A 21,483-nucleotide genomic window follows, 5' to 3' on the forward strand; every position below is an offset into this window, starting at 1 on the left:
GTTGACAGAATCTTGTGGACAGCAGATAAATTGCCAAATCCAAAGCGCTTTGAAAAAGACTCACAACGCGCAAAAATGACTGGGAGGAGATTTCATGAAACACGCGCTTTTGACCGGTGCGGCGACGTTTGCTGTGATGGCGGGAACGGCACAAGCTGACAAAGTCACCGTCTTTGGGCCCTGGCTGGGACCAGACCAAGAAAACGTTGAGGCCGTGCTGGATGGCTTTGCTGCGGCCACAGGGCATGAATACGCTTATGTCGGCTCGGACAGTTTCGAACAGCAAATCAGAATTGATGCCGAGGCAGGGTCGGCGCCGAACGTGTCTGTATTCCCTCAGCCCGGCTTGGCAGCAGATATGGCCCAATCGGGTTTTCTGACGCCGTTGGGTGACGCCACCGCGGACTGGGTTCGCGACAATTACGCGGCCGGGCAGTCGTGGGTCGATTTGGGAACCTATCCCGGCCCTGACGGGCAGGACCATCTGTATGGATTTTTCTACAAGGTCGATGTGAAATCGCTGGTTTGGTACGTCCCCGAGAACTTCGAGGATGCTGGCTATGATGTTCCGACCACAATGGAGGAACTCAAGGCGCTGACCGATCAGATCGTTGCGGATGGAGAGACGCCGTGGTGCATCGGTCTGGGTTCTGGTGGCGCAACCGGTTGGCCCGCAACCGATTGGGTCGAAGACATGATGCTGCGCACGCAGTCACCCGAGGATTACGATGCCTGGGTGTCCAACGAAATGAAATTCAATGACCCGAAAGTGGTCGCAGCGATCGAGGAATTCGGCGCGTTTGCGCGCAATGACGACTATGTTGCGGGCGGTGCGGGCACGGTGGCGACCACCGATTTCCGCGACAGCCCCAAAGGCATGTTCAGCGCGCCTCCACAGTGCTACATGCACCGACAGGCATCGTTTATCCCGGCGTTTTTTCCGGAAGGCACTGTTGTGGGTGAGGATGTTGATTTCTTTTACTTCCCAGCCTATGAAAGCAAAGACCTCGGCAGCCCGGTTCTGGGGGCCGGTACGTTGTGGGCGATCACCAATGACAGCCCGGCGGCGCATGATCTGATCGCCTATCTGCAGACCCCCGAAGCGCATGAAACCTGGATGGCCCTGACCGGCTTTCTGACCCCGCATAAAGGTGTGGATACTTCGGTGTTCTCAGACCCGACACTCAAGAAAATGAACGATATTCTGCTGGGCGCGACCACTTTCCGGTTTGACGGCTCGGATCTGATGCCGGGCGGTGTCGGGGCCGGTACGTTCTGGACCGGAATGGTCGATTATACGGGCGGCAAGTCCGCTCAGGATGTCGCCGACGAGATCCAGTCCTCGTGGGACGCATTGGACTAAGCAACCGCATGATCGGGCGGCCCTGCGTTAAGGCCGCCCCCTCCTTCTTTCTCAACGGAGAGCGATATGCATCCGGCAATTCAGGGCCTGCTGACCATCGCCATAGGCGTGTCGGGCTGTGTGGGCTATTTCTTTCTGTCCAACCAGCTTTTGGACAAGGTCCTGTTCCCCGCACGCGGACCAAATGCAGGGCGCAATATCAACCGTGCCAATCTCATTCGCCCATGGCTTTTTCTGCTTCCGGCGTTGGTCGCGATTGGCCTGTATCTGGCCTATCCCGTTGTTGAGACGCTGCGCCTGTCCGTGACCGAACGCGTGGCCGGTGGTGGGTACACGTGGGTGGGCCTCGATAACTATGTCCAGATGGTATCAGAGCCGAAATTCTGGGAAGCGATGCGCAACAACGCGTTCTGGCTGATCGTTGTCCCGGCGATGTCTACGGCTTTCGGTTTGCTGGCTGCTCAACTGACCGACCGCATCCGCTGGGGCAACATCGCCAAGGCGCTGATCTTTATGCCGATGGCGATTTCCTTTGTCGGGGCCTCGGTGATCTGGAAACTGATCTATGACGCGCGCCCGGCCGAGCAGGACCAGATCGGTATTCTGAACGCGCTTTATCTGTTTTTTGGCGGGGTCGAGCCTCAGACCTGGCTGACCATCCCGTTCTGGAACAATTTCTTTCTGATGGCCATCCTGATCTGGATTCAGACAGGTTTCGCCATGGTCATCCTGTCCGCAGCCTTGCGCGGTATCCCCGAAGAAACCGTCGAAGCCGCGATTTTGGATGGGGCAAGCCCCTTCCAGATCTTCTTTAAGATCAAGGTGCCGCAAATCTGGAACACAATTCTGGTTGTCTGGACAACGATCACTATCCTGGTCCTGAAAGTCTTCGACATTGTCTTTGCGATGACCAATGGCCAGTGGGAGACGCAGGTTCTGGCCAATTACATGTACGACAAGATGTTTCGCGCCAATGACTGGGGCGTGGGGTCGGCATCGGCGATGGTGATCATGTTGCTGGTAACGCCCATCCTGGTCTGGAACGTCCGCAACGCACGCAGGGAAATGGAATAGAGCATGAGCGATATTGCAGGAACCAAACCCGCCCTCAGATGGATCGTTCAGGCATCGGTCATTTTCCTTGTGGTGCTGTGGGTGATACCCACATTCGGGTTGTTGATTTCATCCTTTCGCACGGCGGACCAGATCGCGACCAGTGGCTGGTGGAAGTCTCTTTTCCCGTCCGAACAAAACTTGACCCTGCGCACGTCAGCCCCGGATACGCAGGTTCTGGAAAACGGGCTTTACGTAATCGAGGGCAACCTGTTCGACGCAGAGCAAAAGGCCGTGATCTCAAAATGGGGTGTCAGTTCGCGGGCCGTGGACGCGTTTGAGCCCGGTCAGACCGCAGAGCTACGCCGTGGCGGGACGATCACTGTCGATGCCGATGGCAATTACCGGGCAGAAAACACAGAGGAATTCACCGGCAGCCGTGGCCCCCGTGTCTTTGTCAGCGCCGAACTTCCGCCCGAGTTCACGCTGGACAATTACCACAAGGTTCTTCTGGCCGAGGACAGCACCGACAGTATGGGGCGGGCGTTTTTCAACACTCTGACCGTGACAATTCCGGCAACGATCATTCCCATTCTCGTGGCGGCCTTTGCAGCCTATGCGCTGGCCTGGATGGAGTTTCCGGGCCGGGCGTTGCTGATTGCCGCAATTGTGGGTCTGTTGGTTGTGCCGTTGCAACTTGCCCTTATTCCCCTGCTGAAACTCCACCTCAATATCGGGATCGGAAAAGGGTATCTGGGGGTTTGGCTGGCGCATACCGGCTTTGGGTTGCCTTTGGCAATTTACCTGCTGCGCAGCTACATGGCCGGGCTGCCGCGCGATCTGATCGAAAACGCGCGGGTCGACGGAGCGACCGAGTTCCAGATCTTTACCAAGCTGATCCTGCCGCTCAGCTTCCCGGCGCTGGCGTCATTTGCAATTCTTCAGTTCCTCTGGACCTGGAATGATCTTCTGGTGGCCAAGGTTTTCCTGATCGACGCATCAGGCCAAACCACTGTCATGACCAACCGGATTGTGGAACTGCTGGGAACACGGGGCGGCAATTGGGAAATCCTGGCGACCGCGGCCTTTGTGTCGATCATCGTTCCCCTGATCGTTTTCTTCGCAATGCAAAAATACCTGGTCCGCGGCCTGCTGGCCGGGTCTGTAAAATAGAGGCGTCTGATGAACGTGCAGAACACCGTAGAAGTTTCGAACTCAAATCAGGCAACATCCGAGTGGTGGCGCGGTGGGGTGATCTATCAGATTTATCCGCGCAGCTTTCAGGACAGCAATGGCGACGGGATCGGTGACCTCAAAGGGATCACCCAACGCCTGGGTTACATTGCTGATCTGGGGGTTGATGCGATCTGGATTTCGCCCTTCTTCAAATCTCCGATGAAGGATTTTGGATATGATGTCAGCGACTACCGCGATGTCGATCCGATGTTCGGGACGTTGGAAGACTTCCGCACTTTGCTGGACCAGGCCCACGCCAAGGGGCTGAAAGTGATGATCGACCTCGTGCTGTCTCACACCTCTGACCAGCACCCGTGGTTTGCTGAAAGCCGCTCTGACAGGGACAATTCGAAATCTGACTGGTTCGTCTGGGCCGATCCGAAACCGGACGGCACGCCGCCCAATAACTGGCTGTCTATCTTCGGCGGTTCTGCATGGCAGTGGGAGCCCCGGCGCCTGCAATACTACCTGCACAATTTCCTGACCTCGCAGCCGGACCTGAACTTTCACAGCCCCGCAGTGCAGGACGCCCTTCTGGATGTGGCCCGGTATTGGCTGGACATGGGGGTGGATGGTTTTCGTCTGGACACCATCAATTTCTATTTCCACGACGCACAACTGCGGGACAACCCGGCCCTTCCGATCGAAGAGCGCAACGCATCCATCGCGCCTGCGGTGAACCCCTATAACCACCAGGACCACCTTTTTTCCAAAAGCCAGCCCGAGAATATCGCCTTTCTCGAACGCCTGAGGGCATTGACGGATGAATATGAAGGCCGGGCCTGTCTGGGTGAGGTTGGCGATGCGCAGCGCGGGCTTGAGATCATGGGCGAATACACCTCGGGCGATACACGGATGCACATGTGTTATGCTTTTGAATTTCTTGAAAAACGCGTTTTGACAGCCCCCTACGCCAAGCAGGTTTTTGACCAGCTCGAAGAAAAGGCGGGCGATGCCTGGCCGTGCTGGGCGTTCTCGAACCATGATGTGCAACGCCACGCCTCGCGTTGGGCGCTGGATCATGCAGCGGTGCGCCAATATGCGGTTCTGATGATGTGCCTGCGGGGGTCTGCCTGCCTGTATCAGGGAGAAGAGCTGGGCCTGCACGAGGCAGATGTGCCCTTCGAAAAGCTTCAGGACCCTTACGGGATTGAGTTCTGGCCAGAATTCAAGGGCCGCGACGGGTGCCGCACACCGATGGTCTGGGCGACGCAGGATGAGCATTCCGGCTTTAGCACCCATGAACCTTGGCTGCCTGTCAGCACGGCCCAAATGGACAAGGCTGTGGATCGGTTGGCAGCGGATGACCAATCGGTGTTGAACCACTATCGCCGCGCGATTGCGCTGCGTCACGCGCATCCTGCACTGACCTCGGGGTCGCAATCGGAGATGGCCCAGATCGGTCCCGTTCTGACATTCCAGCGCGAGGGTGCTTCTGAGACGGTATTTTGCGCCTTCAACCTCGGGACAGAGGCGCAACAGGTCGGTCTGCCCAAAGGCAACTGGCGGGTCATTGGGCAGGATCTTGGCGGTGTCGATGGCGCGGGCAGCGCTGTGCTGCAGCCGGCGCAATTCTGTCTGATGGCTATGGACAAGGGGTAAACCATGTCGGAACTCAAACTCACGGATGTGGCGAAATCCTATGGCCCGGTCGATGTGCTCAAACATATCGATCTGGACATCGAAAAGGGTGAACTGATCGTGTTTGTCGGCCCGTCGGGCTGTGGGAAGTCCACCTTGCTGCGCATGATTGCCGGGCTGGAAAAGATCACCGGCGGCACGTTAGAGATCGAAGGTCAGGTCATGAACGATGTGCCACCCGCCCAGCGGGGGATCGCGATGGTGTTTCAGTCCTATGCACTCTATCCGCATTTGACCGTGCGCGAGAACATGGCCTTTGCCCTCAAGATCGCCAAGATGCCCGCCGCCGAGATCGACACAGCAGTCGAACGGGCCGCGCAAACTCTTCAACTGGATCCGCTTTTGGATCGCCTGCCCAAGGCCCTGTCCGGCGGTCAGCGCCAGCGCGTGGCCATCGGGCGCGCCATCGTGCGCGATCCCAAGGTCTATCTGTTTGACGAACCTCTCTCGAACCTCGATGCCGCGCTGCGCGTCGCAACCCGCATCGAAATTGCGCGCCTTAAAGAGGCAATGCCCGACAGCACGATGATCTACGTGACGCATGATCAGGTCGAGGCAATGACATTGGCCAGCCGGATCGTCGTTCTGGCCAACAAGGGCATCGCGCAGGTTGGCACGCCCCTGGAACTTTATGAGACGCCGGATAACGAGTTCGTGGCCCAGTTTATCGGTTCGCCCTCAATGAACCTGCTTCCCGGCGAAATATCCAAGACCGGCGCGCGGACCGAAGTTACACTTGATGCAGGTGGGACGGCCATTTCAACCATACCGACCAAGCCGGAACATTTGGGTTTGCAGGTCAATATCGGCGTGCGTCCCGAAGACTTTGTCGCCGACGAAACCTCGGGGTTTTTGGATGGCACTGTCGACTATGTCGAAGCCCTGGGTGAAGTGACGCTGGTATATTTTGCCGACCGGCCAGGGTCTGAAAACACAATCGCCAAATTCCCGGGCGTTGAGCGAAACCTGCGGGGTGCAACAATCAAATTGAATGCCGATCCCGGTAAAGTGCATCTGTTCCACAATGGCGTGTCGATGAGAAAACGCTGAGCGAGGCTTAAGGTCGCGCCGCAAATTCTTGGGCTCTGGTTTTTCAGATCAGATGGGGCGGGGCTTTCCATGACTGCGCTCTGAGCTACGCTTGACACGGGATCAAGCCGATTGTGTTCCGTCCTATGGACGACATCGCTGATGATCTACGATTAGGTCAGACTTGGTATAGTAGGGAATCGAAACGTGACCCATCTCTCTGTTTCATGCGTCCGCGAAACACTTTTCAAAGAACGTAGTATTTCACCAATCCTATTTGGGTTCTCTGTACAAATTTCAGGCTCAATATTTTGACCGATGTCTTAGTTTAATCGCGACGATCGGGACAAAAACAAACGGGATCAACAATAGCGTGGCTGAAACCAGCAAGAATGCAAACGTCAGACTGAGTGTGTCAGATGCCAGTCCGATCGCAACTGGCCCGATCAAATAGGCGGAATAGGCAATGGCACTTGCCCTGGTCACGGCAAAAACGCGGTGAGATGCAGCCACGGCTTGACCCAAGAGCGTCAGGCTGAGGGGTGAAATCAATGCCAGAGCAAGAGATGCGACAGCGAACCCAAGAAAGGCCTGCCATTGAGTAGTGGCGATCGCTGCCATCGCCAAGCTAATGGCGGCGATCATCGCTGATGTCGCAAGCAAAAGGACGGGCGCTATCCTTTGAGAAACCCAATTGGTGCGGTCTACCGATGCCGACATCAATATCTCTGGCGACAATTCTGTAGGCATCTGGGCTCAATCTGTTGGCGGTGGTGGCGGCACGGCAGGCAGCATCGCGCTGTCCTTCTATGTTACGGGTTCGAATGGTGCTGAAGGCGACAGCGGTGATGTTAACGTGACGCTGGAGGGCGCGCTAACCCGCTTTGACCCTGCGAAATACCACGTCGATTGTCAGGCCCGGTGCATTGTCACTGAGCGAAATATCGGCGTCGTGCAGGGTTGCGATGGCCTTTACCGTTGCCAGACCCAGACCGTGACCCGCGCTGCTGCGGCTTTTATCGCCGCGGAAAAAGCGTCGGAAAACGCGTTCGTGATCCTCGACGAGAATACCAGGGCCATCATCCGAGACAGTGAGCCACGCCTGCCCATCACGCACGTTGGCGGTGATGTCGATCGTTGTGCCCGCCGGGCAATGGTGCAGGGCGTTTTCAATCAGGTTTGACGCCAGTTGCAGCAACAAGGCCCGGTCCCCAAGCACCAGTGCAGCCGACGGTGATCGCGTCAGGCGCAGTGTCTGGTTCTGGATCTCGGCCGCAGGCTCAAAGGCTTCGAAAATCGTCTCGGCAACTGTATCAAGATCGACCTTTTCAAACCTGGCCCGCTGATCCCCGGCTTGGACCTGTGCGATCCTAAGCAAGGCGTTGAACGTGGCAATGATGTCTTCGACCTCGGCCAGAGCGGCCGCGGCCTCGGACGGGTCGGGTTGTGACTGGCCCTGCAACCGCTCCAGCCGCTGACGCAACCGCTGCAATGGCGTGCGCAGATCATGGGCGATGTCATTGGAGATCTGCTGTTGCGTTTCCAGCAAGGTTTCCAGCTGGCCAAGTGTTGCATTGACGCTTTCTGAAACTCGGCTGAGATCGTCGCTGGCACCGCCCGAGATTGGAATGCGTGCTTGCAGGTTACCTGTTGAAACGCGGTCCAATGTGTTCGAGATATCGACAATGCGCTTTTCGGTAATTTTGCCGACCCACACACCGGCCAGCAAACCGGCGGCAATCGCCAGCACGGACCCGATGGCCAGTGCTAGCCCCAACGCCTCGACCACCTCAGTACCCACATGGTCGCCGGTGCCCTGAATGAACTCGAACGGGCCAATGTGAGTTTGGCTGAGCCAATAACCGTTGACTTCGTCTTCGTGCACACCGACGATTTCGATGTCATCAACCGGGATGAACTGCACGTCCCCACCTGTTACCGCAGCCAGGTCCATCTCCAATATATTTCCTGAAACAGGTCGAGCGTTCCCGTCAAGCAGCAGGAATATCCGTGAATTCTCAAAGTTCACCGTTTGCAGCGCCTTGACGTGCTCGGTCAAGCGGTCCGCCCCGTGAGCGGCATAGACACCCTTTAGGGTCTCTGCATCGGCGCGCATCTGATCAAAAGTGCGATCCCTGATCTCATAGATCGACAGGCGGTAAGCCCCGAAAAACATCAAGGCCACCAACACCGAATACAGCAGCGCAAACTGCAGGGACAGTTTTGTAGACGTGCTGCGCAGACCGGACCACGGTATTTTCATATCAGGCGTGTAGGCTATAGCCAAAGCCGCGAACCGTGTGGATCAGGTCTTTGACAAAGGGTTTGTCGATCTTCTGGCGCAGGCGGCTGATGTGGGTCTCGACCACGTTGGTCTTGGGATCAAAGTGGAAGTCCCAGACGGCCTCAAGCAACATCGTGCGTGTCACAACCCGACCCTCGTTGCGCATAAGGTGCACCAATAGCCGATATTCACGCGGTTGTATCGGAATGTTCTGCCCCGCGCGCGTGACCGTATGCGCGATCAGGTTCACCTCAAGATCGGCAACCTTCAGCATTGTTGGCTCGGATTGCATCGGGGGTCGCCGAGTGAGGGCCATCAGCCGCGCCGACAGTTCCGAGAATGCGAAAGGTTTGACCAAATAGTCGTCTGCCCCGGCCTCAAGACCATCAATCCTGTCGTGCAGCCCGTTCATGGCGCTGAGAAATATTATCGGCGTTTTGACATCCGCGCTGCGAATGGATTTGACCAGAACCAGACCGTCCAGTTTGGGAATCATACGGTCCACGATCATGACGTCGAAGTCGCTGTCGAGCGCTTGCAAGAACGCCTGTTTGCCGTCGGATGCAACCTCATATGTGTGCCCCAACGCGTTCAGGCTGGAACTGATGTATTCTGCCGTCTCAGTATCATCTTCCACAATGAGTACGCGCATCGTCCTGGCCCACAGATTGGTTTTCGTCACTCTATTGGATTCTCACTGCGGCCCGCCAGCACATTACCAAATTGTATAGTTGTGCCCATGATCCGAGGATTTGGGGGATCATAGGCATTCTGGGCGAATACGTTGCCCGGATGTTCGATGACGTGAAAGGCAGTCCAGGTTTCATCATTGCCGAAGATTTCGCCTCCAATCTGGATAAATCGCGCAGGCCCACCGGTTCGGCGCGACGTATGTGGCCGAACAGCGGCTTTCGCCCGTCTAGTTCAGGCAGACGCCGTTCCTGTAGGTTCCGACCTGGCGGATAACATCCTGACTTGATGCCTCAACGCGATAGCCTTTGAGTTCGCTTTGAATCACACGGACCATCAGATCGTTGAGAGGCGTCACGCGGTAACATGTCGTTGCCGGCTCGTTATGCGCATATCCGACGCCACTGTCATCGGTCAGGAATATGTATCGCCCGTTGGACACCAGCGCGCCCTGCCGCATAAGGTATTCAAGATGTGGTCCCTGGCTGCTGGCTTCGACGCTGAAAATCTGGACGCCTTTCTGCGCCGCGTCCCGCGCTGCGTTCAAATAGGTTCGGGTCTGGCTGGAATGGGGTGGTTCATCGCCGATCTGGAACAAGAGGCGCTCACCGCGCCCGCGGCGCCAGTTTAGGGCGACAGCGGTTTCCAAAGCGTCTGCAACCGCTTCGGGATAGCCGCTTCCGCCGCTTGTAGGCAGCTCACCGCTGAGCCAGTTTCGGAACTGCTTTTGGTTTCTGGTAAAGCCATAGCTCTTGACCACATAGCGATCCCCCTTCGATTTATAGACCACGAGGCCAAGCCGGACATCGATACCCTTTGCGCTGTTTTTGGCCTGCCGCAGAATGGAGCTCAGATCCTTGAGCAGCCACTCCATTTCATCACCCATGCTACCAGTGGTATCGATTACAAAAGTCAAATCCAGAAATTCGGGCCGCCACTTTTGGGTTCCGGGCAGCTTTACCGTTTGGCGCGTTCCATTGCTTTTCAAGACATGTGTTGTCGGAGCCTCCGATCCATCCGTGAACGCCCGTATTTCAACTTCGCGCATCCGTCCGGCGTCCAACGCTGCGGGGAATACGGTTATGGCCCCGTCCACACCGGAAAGCCCATCATAAAAAGGCTGGGCCGCGCCAGGTTTCCTCAGCGTGAAACGAACGCCGGGGGCGGGCTCGTTATCTTCTCCTACAAACGTTGCCAGAACGGGTGTGGACAAATCCGCGCGCGGCAGCCCCAGCGCTTTGGACGCTTTTGACTGCAGGGGGACAAACGCGGCCAGGTTCAAAGAGTCATCTATGTCGCCTGCCGTCAGCACACCTTGACGCGGCGTTGACCTGACGGGCTGCGATGCCGGTAGGGGTTCTGACACCGCTACCGATTCCTCAATTACTACAGGGGCTTCTACAACGGGCTCTTCCAGATTTCCGGTGGCGGAAATCCCTGTGCAGCCAGAAAGACCCAAGCCCATCAAGGCGGCACCAAAGGCGATACCCGCAGATTTTGATGCTTTGGATTCGAGGGGTTTCATCGGCGACTCTCCTTAAAATGTGTAATTTACACATTTCATGGCGACTTGCTGGCGTCAAGAAAAATGTGCATATAGCACATATGGCCGATTTACTGGATACGCTCTTCGCCCCTTTCGCCCGCCTCATGGTTGCACGTGGTGTCCTGTTTCCTGAGCTGATGGAGCGATTAAAGACGCATTACGTTGCCGCTGCGATCAAGCAGTCCGAAGGGAAAGCGACAGACAGCCGCATTTCGGTACTGACCGGTCTGCAAAGGCGCGACATTGCGCGCCTGAAATCCGAGCCACCGGTGCAAGCGCGCTCTAACCATTTGGCTACATTGATTCAGAGATGGCGCACCGATCCGAACTATCAGGCCTGCGATATTCCCAAAAGCGGTGCGGACCCTTCGTTTGAGGCCCTCGCACGTGACATTCGAAAGGATGTTCACCCAAGGACGATGCTGGATACGTTGCTCAATGCAGGGACGGTTGAAGCTCTGGACAATGACATGCTGCGCTTGCGCCAGACATCGTATCAGCCGCTTGCCGGGTCCGAGGATCAGCTGGCCTATCTGACGCGAAATCTGGGGGATCATATGTCTGCTGCGACCGAAAACGTTATGGGCGCAACGCCCCGCTATTTTGAACGCGCCGTTCATTTTGGTGGCTTGACCAAGGAACAAGTGCAGACGCTGGAAGACGCACATAAACGCGCGCAGATGGCGGTTTTTGAATCGCTCGCGGATAAAGCTGCTGATATGAAAGCGAAAAACAAGACCGATGCAGACCACAGGTTCCGGGCCGGGGCCTATTTCTATCGTCAGAGGGACAACACCGAATGAAAACTGCCAGATACTGTCTTTTCCTGTTCATCCTGACAGCCTGTACAGGAACTGAAAATCTGGAGGAACCTGTCGTCGAGGCGCCTGTCGTTATCGAAGAGGCCATAGACAACAGCGACCTGGACTGCCCCTCCATTGACCCCGGTGCAGATGACGGGATAGGCGGCACAGGTTGCAGTGTCGAGTAACTGCTGTGGTGCCACCCGTTCCTCTTGTCAAAAAAGGTACAGCGGTGCCCAAGTGGTTTGACTAACTTCGGTCGGAGGTTCCCAGAGGGGCAATCGACCTGAGGAAAGCCGCGCTTGGTTCGTCGGACGGAAAGAACAGCTCGATCTTCAGGTCGTCAAGCGTCACATCCGTGGCCGTGCTGAATTGCGCGATGGTGCCAAACATCGAAACCCGCTGTTGTCCAAAGCGATAGACGGCAGGAACCGTTGGCCCGACGGCCCGGTCATTGTGGTTTTTCGCGTAAGGCGCAAGCGCTTGTGCGGCGGCGTCCAACTCAGCCAACCCTCCGGCATTCGCGCTTTCCGCGCGCAGCCGCAGCATCGTATGATGTGCAACTTGGGGCCAGTTTTCCACAAGCTCGGCCATAATCGGATTTGTAACCAGCGACAGCAGGCTTTGCCCAATCTCGATCCCAAGAGGCGCAAAAAGCAGCTCGGCGGGTCTATTCAGCCTGACGACCTTCCAGACCCGATCCAACACCATCCCCGGGTAGGGTTCATGTTGCGTCAGAGTCCAGTCCACAGCCTTGCGGATTGGCGCCATCGCATCGTCGTCGAGCGGGGTTGTGGCAAAGCGGGCGGCAAAACCCTCCGCACGCATCATCTGGTTTCTGGTATCCACAGGAATATCCATGACCTCTGACAGATGCAGGATCATATCCGGGCTGGGACGGGACCGGCCGGTTTCAAGAAACGAGATATGGCGCGCACTCACACCGGCTTCGTTTGCCAGATCAAGCTGGCTCATTCGTCGGCGTTTCCGCCATTCTTTCAACAAACCAGGATACGTCGTCATGAACCGAGTTTAACAACGCGGCGAACAGAAATCACTTACCTCTGAGGTAATTGATTTCGACCGTGTGCCCGCCGCATGAAGGACATCTTTAAAGGAGGATGTCATGACCCGACAACAATCTGCCATGCGCCTGTCCGGCGCCGTTCTGGTCGTTACCGGAGTTCTGTTTGCACTGACTGCATTACCGGCCCTGCATGTCGTGGCGCATATATTTCTGACCGTTGCGTATTGGCCGATCCACGCAGTTGCGCCTGACATATCGGTTCCCTCGCCTTTGTTGCTGGCGATCGTCGGTGGGTTGACCGCCGGTTTAGGCGCGATGCAATGGGCTTTGGGGACCTATGTGGTGCCTTTTTCCTCTGTCGCAGCAGCCAAAGTGGCAAAGATTGCCGGGTGGGTTTGGTTTTACACAGACAGCGCAGGTTCTGTTTTGGTGGGGGCACCGTTTAACGTTGTACTCAACCTGTCATTCCTGCTTTTGATTCTGCTGTCCAGTCGACCTCAAAGCGACAGTGACCGATCGCACGTCCATAATAGTTGATGCAACATGCCCTTCCGCAACGACGACCCAACGAAGTCACGTTTTCCCAGGATGAGATGCCGTGTTGCATCCGATGTCCGGAGAGAGCGCAAGGCACCGCATGCTTCAGCGTGCGTGAACTGCGGTTTCGTGTTCCCCCCGCCATATAGATGGCGAGGGGCGTGAGTTTCAAAGGGCTTTGCGGAAAGTCACCTTGTCGTCGCCGTCAGCCCAGAAATCACGGATGCGTGCTTCTTCTTCATACCCATTCTGTACATAGAATTGGCGGGTTAGTCTGAAATCATCCGTGCCAGATGTATCCACAATCAAGATACGTTGCCCCTGGTCTCTAAGGTGCCGCTCGGCCGCTCGTAGCAGAGCAGCGCCAAGCCGCTTGCCTTGCAAATCTGTACGAACGGCAAGAGCACGCATGTTCCAGGTGCCGTCGGCCAGATCTTCGGGAACAGTGTAGCAAAGTCCCACGGCCTCACCATCGCTATGACACGTCAGCCAAAGAGCGTCGGTTTCACCCGCCAACGAAGGGGCAAGCATGTCCGGAAGCATTTCGCTGGGGAAAAGCTTTGTCCCATCCAACACAACCTGAAGCGCTGCAATATCCTTGGCGGCAGTGGCTTTAATGATTGGGTTTGTCATTGTCTGTAGGTCCTTAACGGTTGTCGTATTGAGAGTTCACAGAGCGAATGCCGAGCCGCGTTGCGCGGTAGGGTCGTCCGTTTTCGGATTTGATAAAGCGTCGTTTCTTCAGACGCTCAAAAAGCTTCAACGGGCAATCAGCCAACACGTGGCCGTCGCGTGTGAAACAGGAGACTTTGCGCACTTTGCCGTTCGCCATGCGTTCAAAGTGGATGGCTCCACCCTGCGCAAGAACGTGCAAAACGCGTTGCTCGTGCTTTGAGATATTCAACGGTTTGTCTCTTGAGTTTATGCCAGCCTAAAAGGCTTCCGGCCAATCGCTCGGAAGTCTTTTGGTTCAGATGGTCCAAACAGGTGGACCTTAGCGGCGGGCCGCAATCGTAGACATAAAATCTCCATCGCTCTGTTTTGTGCAGAGCATGAACGGCAGTTACTGCGATGTCTGACGGTTGACAAGCGGACATTGGAAAAATCGAAGCCGAAGACTGCCTTAGCACGCCAACGTGTGATTTCAGCCAGCCTTTGGCTTTCTGATCGCAGCGAATGGCAGGTGTCGGCGGGACGCGTCACAGCGGGGGCTGGCAAACCTTGAAGACAGGTAATCGCCGCTTGTTAAGTGCGGAGTGACACCCCATACGCTGGTCAACTTTCTTGGGATTTCCGTGGGTTCGGAGACATGTTGAGCGGCAAATCAATCGCGACCACTAGCTACAGTAATCCTTGACCCAGCCGCACTGCGCAGGCTAAACGCCGGATCAGGAGAAACCAAGATGACTATTGTAGTGTCATATCTACCAAAGCAGCTGTGCGCGGATGATCGCGACGCAGTGCTTTTTGGCGGCTTCTCTTCGACAGGTGGACTAAGATCCGAGTGACCTAACCCCACCCTTATTGTCCGAACCAGGCCGTCTCGTCCCGAGGCGGCTTTTTCTTTTTCTGGAGCCTAAAAATGGACCATATCATCGAAACGCTGGAAGACGTCCTCCCGCATATTGTGCCCGACACCGGGATCTTTCATTTCGACCACGATGGATACTCGGTGATCAACTACCTCTACACGCTGGACAACACGTTCGACAGCGCGTTGGCGCGGGAATGCCGGGGGTTGAAATTTGACCCCGACGGCAGGCTGATCGCGCGGCCGTTCCACAAGTTCTTCAACCTGGGTGAAAAGCGCCCGGTGCAGGAAGAGCCGTGGGATGCGTCTCATGCGGTTTTGGATAAACTGGACGGATCGATGATTCACCCCGCGATTGTCGGGGGTGAGATGGTGTTTATGACCCGGATGGGCATTTCTGCCCAGTCCCGGGCAGCTTGGGCTGTTGCAGGACCCGAGGTCAAAGCACTTTGCACCGACATGATCGCGGCAGGGTTCACGCCCGTCTTCGAGTTCACCTCGCCCGAGAACCGGGTGGTGCTGGCCTATAACGTTCCGCAGCTGACTTTGCTTGCGATCCGGCACATGCGGTCTGGGGCCTACATGCCGCACGCAGAGTTGGAGGCCGTGGCCACCCGGCACGGTGTTCCGATCGTCGCACAGTTCGACAGCGTCGAGGACGTTCATCGGTTCTGGACGGATGCTCGGGCATTGGAGGGTGTCGAAGGTTACGTCATCGCGTTTGAGGACGGCCACAGGCTGAAGATCAAAGCGGATGCCTATGTCCTGCGGCATAAGGCACTGGCTGGGCTGGCGCATGAAAAGAACCTGTTGGCTTGGGTTGCAAAAGGCGCGCTGGACGATGTTCTGCCGTTACTGGCACCCGAGGCTGCTGCGCAGGTTCAATCCTACCATGACGAGGTCATGAGGGCGGTCGATGTGCAGGCTGGCGAGATTGACGCCTTCGTGTCTGAACACAGGGAGTTGGCCCGGAAAGAGTTCGCGTTGAAGGCCAAGGCAGAGCTTGATCCGCGGTTGCAATCTGTCGCCTTCCGGGCACTGGACGGGACGCCGCCTAGTAAGAGCCTGTTGGGTATCCTCGAACGAGCTGCGGGCTCGGAGAACAAAGTTGAGGCGATCCGGCCTCTGTTCGGGATGCAATGGCAACCGATCGACACACCGGAATAAGATAGGAGGGGGCGTCAAACCACGCCCTCTCCACGGTATCGAGCCCAGACAGATTAGCGCGTCGCAATTTTACAAATGCGGGCCTCCGCCTGTTTACGTTCGAGAATGGAGAAAGACCTTTCTCTGGAGAGCTTTGTCCATCTGGCAGATTTAGAGCAAATCCACCTCGGTGGAACTAGGCGTCGGGAGTGTCACCCTGGCTTGAAGACGTTAATCAAGATTGCCAACAGGCTGCATGTAGGGTGGACTCAACTCATTTAGTCCAACTAGTGGTTCACCGAGCCAGCATACCAGCCAACCCCAAAAGGACTGCCATTATTTACCATAACTTAGCTTATATGTTTTTTATTGAAACCGCAAAGCTAATGTTAAGTTCCCTTAAAAATGAGACTCTAATTTTGGGACTCGATCAACAGAGAAGTTCCAAACCCTGCCCCTTCAGATTGGAAGCGCGAGTCTGGCGACGTTGAGGATGTGTTGTTCAAACCGACTATAGGTATCGCGGTACATCAACTCTCGGAATCGATGCATAGGCGATGCTCCTGAGTCGAACCCGTATGGTTCGACTTCATCTTCAAGCATGAAAATCACGATTGCCAGTGCCTTTCTACGCTCCACCAGATGACAGATGTGAAATGGATGCGTCAATTGACGGGTTGCGAAGCCAAGCTTGGCCGGTGATGGAAAATACGCGCTGTCTAGCACATCAACCGGACGCAGATCATTTTGCTTTTCGGCGATGAGCAGAAGATCAAATAGTCCGTGAAACTCGCAGACAATGCGCTGTCTCTTCGATCGCCCTGACCTTTGCCTCATCACCTTCTTTAGGAACTGCTCATAGGTGATGATCTGATCCCAAACCGTTTGGAGCGTTGCATCGCCATTCCAGTCATGGGCATGCTGGTCGGCAACGAAATCATATCCAAACCGGGCGTCAAGCGGCGTAAAGCAGCGCGGACAGACCAGCGCCAACTGATCGCGATACAGGGCGTAGTCCGGGCTTCTCACGAAATGATAGCAGTTTTGGCAACGTTCAATCAGTGGCCGTTTGTGGGTCGGACACATTGTGACAAATGCAAGCGGCCAATCAAGGCGCAAAAAATGATCCCCGCCCCCTGCCCGATCCTCCATCAGGCAGAGCGGACACCAACCAAAACGCAATTTCTGGTTTGGGGTTACATCAAGTGTATCGGGGTCCCGCGCCGCGCCAGTAAATGCGATGTTGCGTAGGTTATTGGACAAATAGTGCGTAGGCAGTGTCATTGCCTGCAGGTTATCCAGGGAAACACGCAGTGACTCTGCGAACGCCGCCAGGACATCGACGTCGGGATCAACCGTCAGGACATCAGCCGACATCGATGGTTTTTGTCCCAGCCCGGGCAAGCAGTGTTGGATCAGTCGATCCGCACTGATTCCGTATACTGCGGCAGTGCGCATCAAGAACGAAGTGAGGCATTCTCCTTCGAATGGTGCGACGGTGATTGGCAGCGACTTCTCAAGCATATTCAGCCCTTGAAAAGTAGTCGCGCCACACTCTGTAAGTGATACGTTCCTCAGCGCTGTAGATCGCGTAAGCTCCCAATCGTGTCAGCACATCGAGCATGTTGCGCGTGGTTCCACCTGTTCTTCGAACCAGGGCTTTGCGCAAGCTTTGATCGTCGCAGAGATCAGAGGTTCGGCGCAGCGGACACCACCGTTGGAACGACTCCAGAAACACCGTAAGAGAAGCGTCTGATGCCTTGAACGGCTGGACTTCGATCAGTTGCGCCCGGTCAGCCAATTGCGGGTCATTCATTATCAAGGGGTGCAATTCAGGTGGCCCAACGAGTGTCATCTGCAGTCCATAGCGAGAAGTCGCATTTCTGATCATGTTCAGAACAGGACCTTGGCGCGACTTGGGAAGGTTGCTCAGTGACTGCATGTCTTTTATTAGAAGCATCCGAGTCCCGATATGGTTCAACAGACTTAACCACCCAGTGGCATTTTGGCCCGTTCCGCCGATGTGATGATTGGGAGCCCCAACGAATTGGCAAACCTCAGCCCCGATTTCACGCATATTCCCATTGGACGGGAAATGCGCGACAACAGCGGGATGACAGGAAATTCGCTGGTCCTTCTGAAGGTAGGCAGGAAATGCATCCGCCACGCGGTCTATCATCCAACTCGTCCCCATGCCGTTTGGGGCGAGCAGAAAAGTTATCGGTTTAAGCGGGCGATCAACATGGGTCGAAATTGCGTTTCGGAGCCAGGATTCGACCTGATCCAATGGTTTAACGGGAAGGTACGGGAGTTCGACTAAGTACTCCACTCTTTCGGCGACCCCCTGCCCCGCGATCACCTGCGATCTGGGCGACAAATGCTCATAAGTCATGGCCGTGTTCCTCTCGAACCCATGAAGTTCAGGGCATCTGGCCTAAGCGTACCGCTTGACGACACCCGAGTACCTTCGTCAGTTTTATTGTGGTCACGCTTGCGCCTCTTCGCTTTGCCGATGATGTCGTCGCGAAGCTGGTAGTGCCGAAGTAAGTCCGCGTCAGACCAGCGGTTTGTGTTGGTATCCGCGCGATCTCTCAACAAGGCGTGTTCTGCAAAGGAGATCCGGCGATGAAATCGACGCTCGGATGGAACGGTTTCGAAAGCTCCGTGGTTACCCTCGACATAGAGCTGACGCACATCACTTGGATCGTACTTGAACCGTACTGATTTAACTCCGCAATCGCGCATCTTTTGCAGTGCAGGAGAGCGATAGTAAAGGTGTTGGAACCTCAACCCATATTCGCGGATCTTTCGCGTTTCGAACGGTAAAAAGTGACGATCAAAAGCCTCCATGTCTTTGGGGAGCCGGGGTTGCTCTCCAAGCTGGTCCCAATATCGCTGCCACTTACGAAGTGGCGGTTCGCGCAAACTACTGTGATCAGTTTTGTGGTAAACATCGCAAATAAAGCTCGCCACAAGGCGCCTTAGATCATCGAGCGAAAGACACGCCTGTGTTGTAGGATCCGGAGACCCGCGCTCCACTACGTTTGAGCGTGTCGTTCCAGGGAGACTATGAATCAGAGAGTTGTTAGTGCGGATGTAGCGCTCGACATGCCCACCCCAATTGGGGCGGCGCAACGGACGTCTAAAGTGATTGATACCAAAATTGGCCAACCCGGTGGTGAAGGCGTTCGATGTAAAATCAGAGCCATTATCCGAGTGGACAGCTTCTGGTATGCCAAAAACGGGCCAAGTAGTGTGAACTCTTAAGGCTTCCAATAACTCTGATTTGGGGCGGACTGCCTGCGAGAGTGCTCGCATCAGCATTTTCGCACCGGGGCGCTCAAATCCGATCAAAAAACCGCAAATAACGCGGCTGTAGACGTCAATGCAGTATGTCAGCGTGGGTCGGCCAAGAACCTTTCCAGTTTCAGGGGCAACGGCCACCGCATCAATTATTGTGTGGTCAATCTGCATAACGGCAAGAGGACGTCCAGCAGTGTAGTGGGCGTGTATCATCTCAAACTGTTCTCGTGCAGCGCTTGCCCCTTCTCGCTTCTTGACCACCTTACGCGGTTCGATGGTTTTCAAACGCGCAATCAGTGCTTTACGGGACACCGGGGAAAGCCCCCGCTTTTGGAACTCGACAAACACTCGGCGGGTAAGTTCATCGAAGCTCAGACGTTCGCGCGAGAGGAAGAAGCGTTCTATGCAAAATTCAATCACCTCTTCATGAGCATCATTAAGAAATCGGCTGAGTGGTTTTCTGCCCCTCTTCTTGGGAATGAGCGCTGTCGCCACTTGCTTTTTCTTCAGCGTTGCTAAATGTCGAAACAACGTTGAGCGCGAACAGCCCAGTTCGCGGCAAAGGTCACGGCAGGCCGATCTGGTTAAAGTTTCTCCGCGTACATACCTCCAGAGCTCACCGGAGATTTTCGTTGCCCGTTCTAGTTCACAATTTGAGAATTCTTGCTGGTTCATGTCTATGTCCTGTTTGGCAATAGCCACTGATGGTCAGCTTTCGACATGCGTTCTGCGGTGTCAGACACGAACCTGTCTGCATGCCCCGCGAGATCCGCGCAGGTAGATTGAAAATCCCTCATTGATCTTTTCATCCCATGTTTGCTGCAAACACAGCTTTTTCGGTCGCGGCCAACGGATCGGCCGCGTTTTCACTTGATTTCTGGTGGGCGAGGTGGGATGAAAAAAGGAAGAGATCGTGTTCCACGACGATTTTCCGAGGCCCCGAGGGTATCGAACACCCTAGGGGTCTCTTTCATTTCACGTCACCGTTTGATGAATGTGCGCCTCTACATCCGCGTCTCCTCATTTTCGCCCGGATAACACTCAGGCCAGATTTCAGAAGGGTGAGAACAGCCGATTGCTTCACAAGTTTCAGCTTCAACCTGCTCTGAACGGTCGCGCCCTTGCGACACTGTCTGACCCGTAGCAGGGCTGAGATGATACTTCAGCAATTCATGCCGTTGTCGTTGTTGTTCGCCGATAATCATGTAAGTCATAGCTCAATGAGTTCTGGTCACGTTATGCGCGGCCAAGTGATCGAATCAACAAAATAGTGACGGGCATCGACAAATTAGTGTTTAATAACAAAAGCATCTAATGAATTCGACAACAAAGCATCCGATCAATTCTCGTTGCATTTCAGCGGAATTTGTAGATATGTAAAAACTCGCGAGACATCTTCTGTATACTCCAGATTGGAGAAGTAGGATGGCATCTATGGCGGAAGATCTGACGTAAATTTCGTATTTTTGAGAACGCCGCTCAGACTAGTCCCTCACGCCAAAAGCCTCAATCGGGCATTTTTCAGCCGGTCTGATTTCCAGTTCAAGCTGAACGCTACTCATCATCTGAATTGCAGCGATGATCGAAGGTGCTCTGCGTCATCGCACCGACATGGAGATTCAGCGCCAGTATGTTGATAGGCAAACTCTATGCTGTTGAGAAGGAGGTTAGCAGCCCCTTCACCGGACGCTTACACTGCAATCGTAAATGGGCATAGACAGTCCAACATCAGCAGCCTGATGCCCTGGAATTACGCTACTGACGTGTGATCCGCGCACCGCTTACAGTATTTCAATAACTTAGTGTTGAACGTCACACAAACCTGACCCAACCGTCATAGTGCGACCAGGATAGGGTGAACGCTCAACATCAGATGGCGCACCAAGCCGAACAGTCCTTTTGCAATGAAATTGGTATCGAGTTTTAGATCCACGACAGCGCGTTGCAACTCCTTCACGGGACAACAGCAATTTGGCTACCTCTCGTCGCCACTTGTTGTTTTACATTGGCAGCTGCTAACATTTGTTGTGGAAATCTTAAGAGCCATACCTTATACGCAGCACTGTGCAGTCGCCTGCTGTACCGAACTGTCTCCGTATAGTGTGCGTTCCATGGGTTCACATGGATAGGTCAGCAGAGCGCGCCTTCATCTAAATTCCCAAACATCGCTGATGCAACCTTGTTGAACGCCACACGACCGTGACCCAACCGTCACAGTGCGACCAGGACAGGGTGAGCGCCCAACATCAGATGGCGCACCTAGCCGGATAGTACCATTGCAATGAAATTGTCTT

19 protein-coding genes are annotated in these 21,483 nt (G+C 55.2%); 9 read left to right on the forward strand and 10 right to left on the reverse strand.

Annotated features, from left to right (window positions below; all coding sequences use genetic code 11):
- Window positions 1–94: 94 nt before the first annotated feature.
- From ACRZ94_RS15280 to ACRZ94_RS15300, 5 genes are all read left to right on the forward strand, one after another.
- Window positions 95–1,363, forward strand: coding sequence for an ABC transporter substrate-binding protein (locus tag ACRZ94_RS15280; protein ID WP_480797734.1), 1,269 nt, complete (start codon window positions 95–97; stop codon window positions 1,361–1,363).
- A 66-nt stretch (window positions 1,364–1,429) separates the two neighbouring features.
- Window positions 1,430–2,437 carry a carbohydrate ABC transporter permease gene (locus ACRZ94_RS15285; RefSeq protein WP_480654834.1) on the forward strand — a complete coding sequence of 336 codons (1,008 nt, stop codon included), beginning with the start codon at window positions 1,430–1,432 and terminating at the stop codon, window positions 2,435–2,437.
- Between the two features lie 3 nt (window positions 2,438–2,440).
- A complete protein-coding gene (locus ACRZ94_RS15290) occupies window positions 2,441–3,589 on the forward strand; it encodes a carbohydrate ABC transporter permease (RefSeq protein ID WP_480654835.1) in 1,149 nt (382 codons plus the stop codon).
- A 9-nt stretch (window positions 3,590–3,598) separates the two neighbouring features.
- Complete coding sequence (locus ACRZ94_RS15295; RefSeq protein ID WP_480654837.1) at window positions 3,599–5,254, forward strand: alpha-amylase family glycosyl hydrolase; 1,656 nt, start codon at window positions 3,599–3,601, stop codon at window positions 5,252–5,254.
- 3 nt (window positions 5,255–5,257) lie between these two features.
- Window positions 5,258–6,343, forward strand: coding sequence for an ABC transporter ATP-binding protein (locus ACRZ94_RS15300; protein WP_480654839.1), 1,086 nt, complete (start codon window positions 5,258–5,260; stop codon window positions 6,341–6,343).
- Between the two features lie 282 nt (window positions 6,344–6,625).
- On the opposite strand, the gene ACRZ94_RS15305 is transcribed toward ACRZ94_RS15300, so the two are convergent.
- From ACRZ94_RS15305 to ACRZ94_RS15320, 4 genes are all read right to left on the reverse strand, one after another.
- A complete protein-coding gene (locus ACRZ94_RS15305) occupies window positions 6,626–7,042 on the reverse strand; it encodes a hypothetical protein (RefSeq protein WP_480654841.1) in 417 nt (138 codons plus the stop codon).
- Between the two features lie 154 nt (window positions 7,043–7,196).
- Window positions 7,197–8,585: a sensor histidine kinase gene (locus tag ACRZ94_RS15310; RefSeq protein ID WP_480797735.1), complete on the reverse strand. Its 1,389-nt coding sequence runs from the start codon at window positions 8,583–8,585 to the stop codon at window positions 7,197–7,199.
- Window position 8,586: 1 nt separating this feature from the next.
- The gene (locus ACRZ94_RS15315; protein WP_480797736.1) at window positions 8,587–9,258 is read right to left on the reverse strand and encodes a response regulator transcription factor; all 672 of its coding nucleotides are present in this window, start codon (window positions 9,256–9,258) and stop codon (window positions 8,587–8,589) included.
- Window positions 9,259–9,525: 267 nt separating this feature from the next.
- Complete coding sequence (locus ACRZ94_RS15320) at window positions 9,526–10,821, reverse strand: vWA domain-containing protein (protein WP_480797737.1); 1,296 nt, start codon at window positions 10,819–10,821, stop codon at window positions 9,526–9,528.
- On the opposite strand from ACRZ94_RS15320, the gene ACRZ94_RS15325 reads away from it, so the two are divergent.
- Together ACRZ94_RS15325 and ACRZ94_RS15330 are read left to right on the forward strand one after the other, a co-directional pair.
- Window positions 10,797–11,645 carry a DUF6502 family protein gene (locus tag ACRZ94_RS15325; protein ID WP_480797738.1) on the forward strand — a complete coding sequence of 283 codons (849 nt, stop codon included), beginning with the start codon at window positions 10,797–10,799 and terminating at the stop codon, window positions 11,643–11,645. The two genes, ACRZ94_RS15320 and ACRZ94_RS15325, sit on opposite strands and share 25 nt — an antisense overlap.
- Window positions 11,642–11,833 (forward strand): hypothetical protein, encoded by a 192-nt coding sequence (locus tag ACRZ94_RS15330; RefSeq protein ID WP_480654860.1) that lies wholly within the window; start codon window positions 11,642–11,644, stop codon window positions 11,831–11,833. The genes ACRZ94_RS15325 and ACRZ94_RS15330 overlap by 4 nt, the downstream gene beginning before the upstream one ends.
- A 61-nt stretch (window positions 11,834–11,894) precedes the next feature.
- Here the strand turns inward: ACRZ94_RS15330 and ACRZ94_RS15335 are convergent, their stop codons facing one another.
- A complete protein-coding gene (locus ACRZ94_RS15335) occupies window positions 11,895–12,668 on the reverse strand; it encodes a helix-turn-helix domain-containing protein (RefSeq protein WP_480797739.1) in 774 nt (257 codons plus the stop codon).
- A 103-nt stretch (window positions 12,669–12,771) separates the two neighbouring features.
- Here ACRZ94_RS15335 and ACRZ94_RS15340 point away from each other — a divergent pair, with 103 nt between their 5' ends.
- The gene (locus ACRZ94_RS15340) at window positions 12,772–13,209 is read left to right on the forward strand and encodes a hypothetical protein (RefSeq protein WP_480797740.1); all 438 of its coding nucleotides are present in this window, start codon (window positions 12,772–12,774) and stop codon (window positions 13,207–13,209) included.
- A gap of 168 nt (window positions 13,210–13,377) precedes the next feature.
- On the opposite strand, the gene ACRZ94_RS15345 is transcribed toward ACRZ94_RS15340, so the two are convergent.
- Both ACRZ94_RS15345 and ACRZ94_RS15350 read right to left on the reverse strand, forming a co-directional pair.
- Window positions 13,378–13,842: a GNAT family N-acetyltransferase gene (locus ACRZ94_RS15345; RefSeq protein ID WP_480797741.1), complete on the reverse strand. Its 465-nt coding sequence runs from the start codon at window positions 13,840–13,842 to the stop codon at window positions 13,378–13,380.
- A gap of 13 nt (window positions 13,843–13,855) precedes the next feature.
- Window positions 13,856–14,113, reverse strand: coding sequence for a YjhX family toxin (locus ACRZ94_RS15350; RefSeq protein ID WP_480654868.1), 258 nt, complete (start codon window positions 14,111–14,113; stop codon window positions 13,856–13,858).
- 678 nt (window positions 14,114–14,791) lie between these two features.
- Between ACRZ94_RS15350 and ACRZ94_RS15355 the strand changes: the two genes are divergently transcribed.
- Window positions 14,792–15,907, forward strand: coding sequence for an RNA ligase (locus ACRZ94_RS15355; protein ID WP_480654870.1), 1,116 nt, complete (start codon window positions 14,792–14,794; stop codon window positions 15,905–15,907).
- Between the two features lie 438 nt (window positions 15,908–16,345).
- On the opposite strand, the gene ACRZ94_RS15360 is transcribed toward ACRZ94_RS15355, so the two are convergent.
- The 3 genes from ACRZ94_RS15360 to ACRZ94_RS15370 are packed head-to-tail and all read right to left on the reverse strand — an operon-like array spanning window position 16,346 to window position 19,864.
- A complete protein-coding gene (locus ACRZ94_RS15360) occupies window positions 16,346–17,410 on the reverse strand; it encodes a TniQ family protein (RefSeq protein ID WP_480797742.1) in 1,065 nt (354 codons plus the stop codon).
- Window positions 17,403–18,278: a TniB family NTP-binding protein gene (locus ACRZ94_RS15365; protein WP_480797743.1), complete on the reverse strand. Its 876-nt coding sequence runs from the start codon at window positions 18,276–18,278 to the stop codon at window positions 17,403–17,405. Before ACRZ94_RS15365 ends, ACRZ94_RS15360 begins: the two co-directional genes overlap by 8 nt.
- Window positions 18,275–19,864 (reverse strand): Mu transposase C-terminal domain-containing protein, encoded by a 1,590-nt coding sequence (locus ACRZ94_RS15370; RefSeq protein WP_480797744.1) that lies wholly within the window; start codon window positions 19,862–19,864, stop codon window positions 18,275–18,277. Before ACRZ94_RS15370 ends, ACRZ94_RS15365 begins: the two co-directional genes overlap by 4 nt.
- Window positions 19,865–21,483 lie beyond the last annotated feature (1,619 nt).

The sequence above is a fragment of the Ruegeria sp. CH10 genome, from assembly GCF_056537125.1.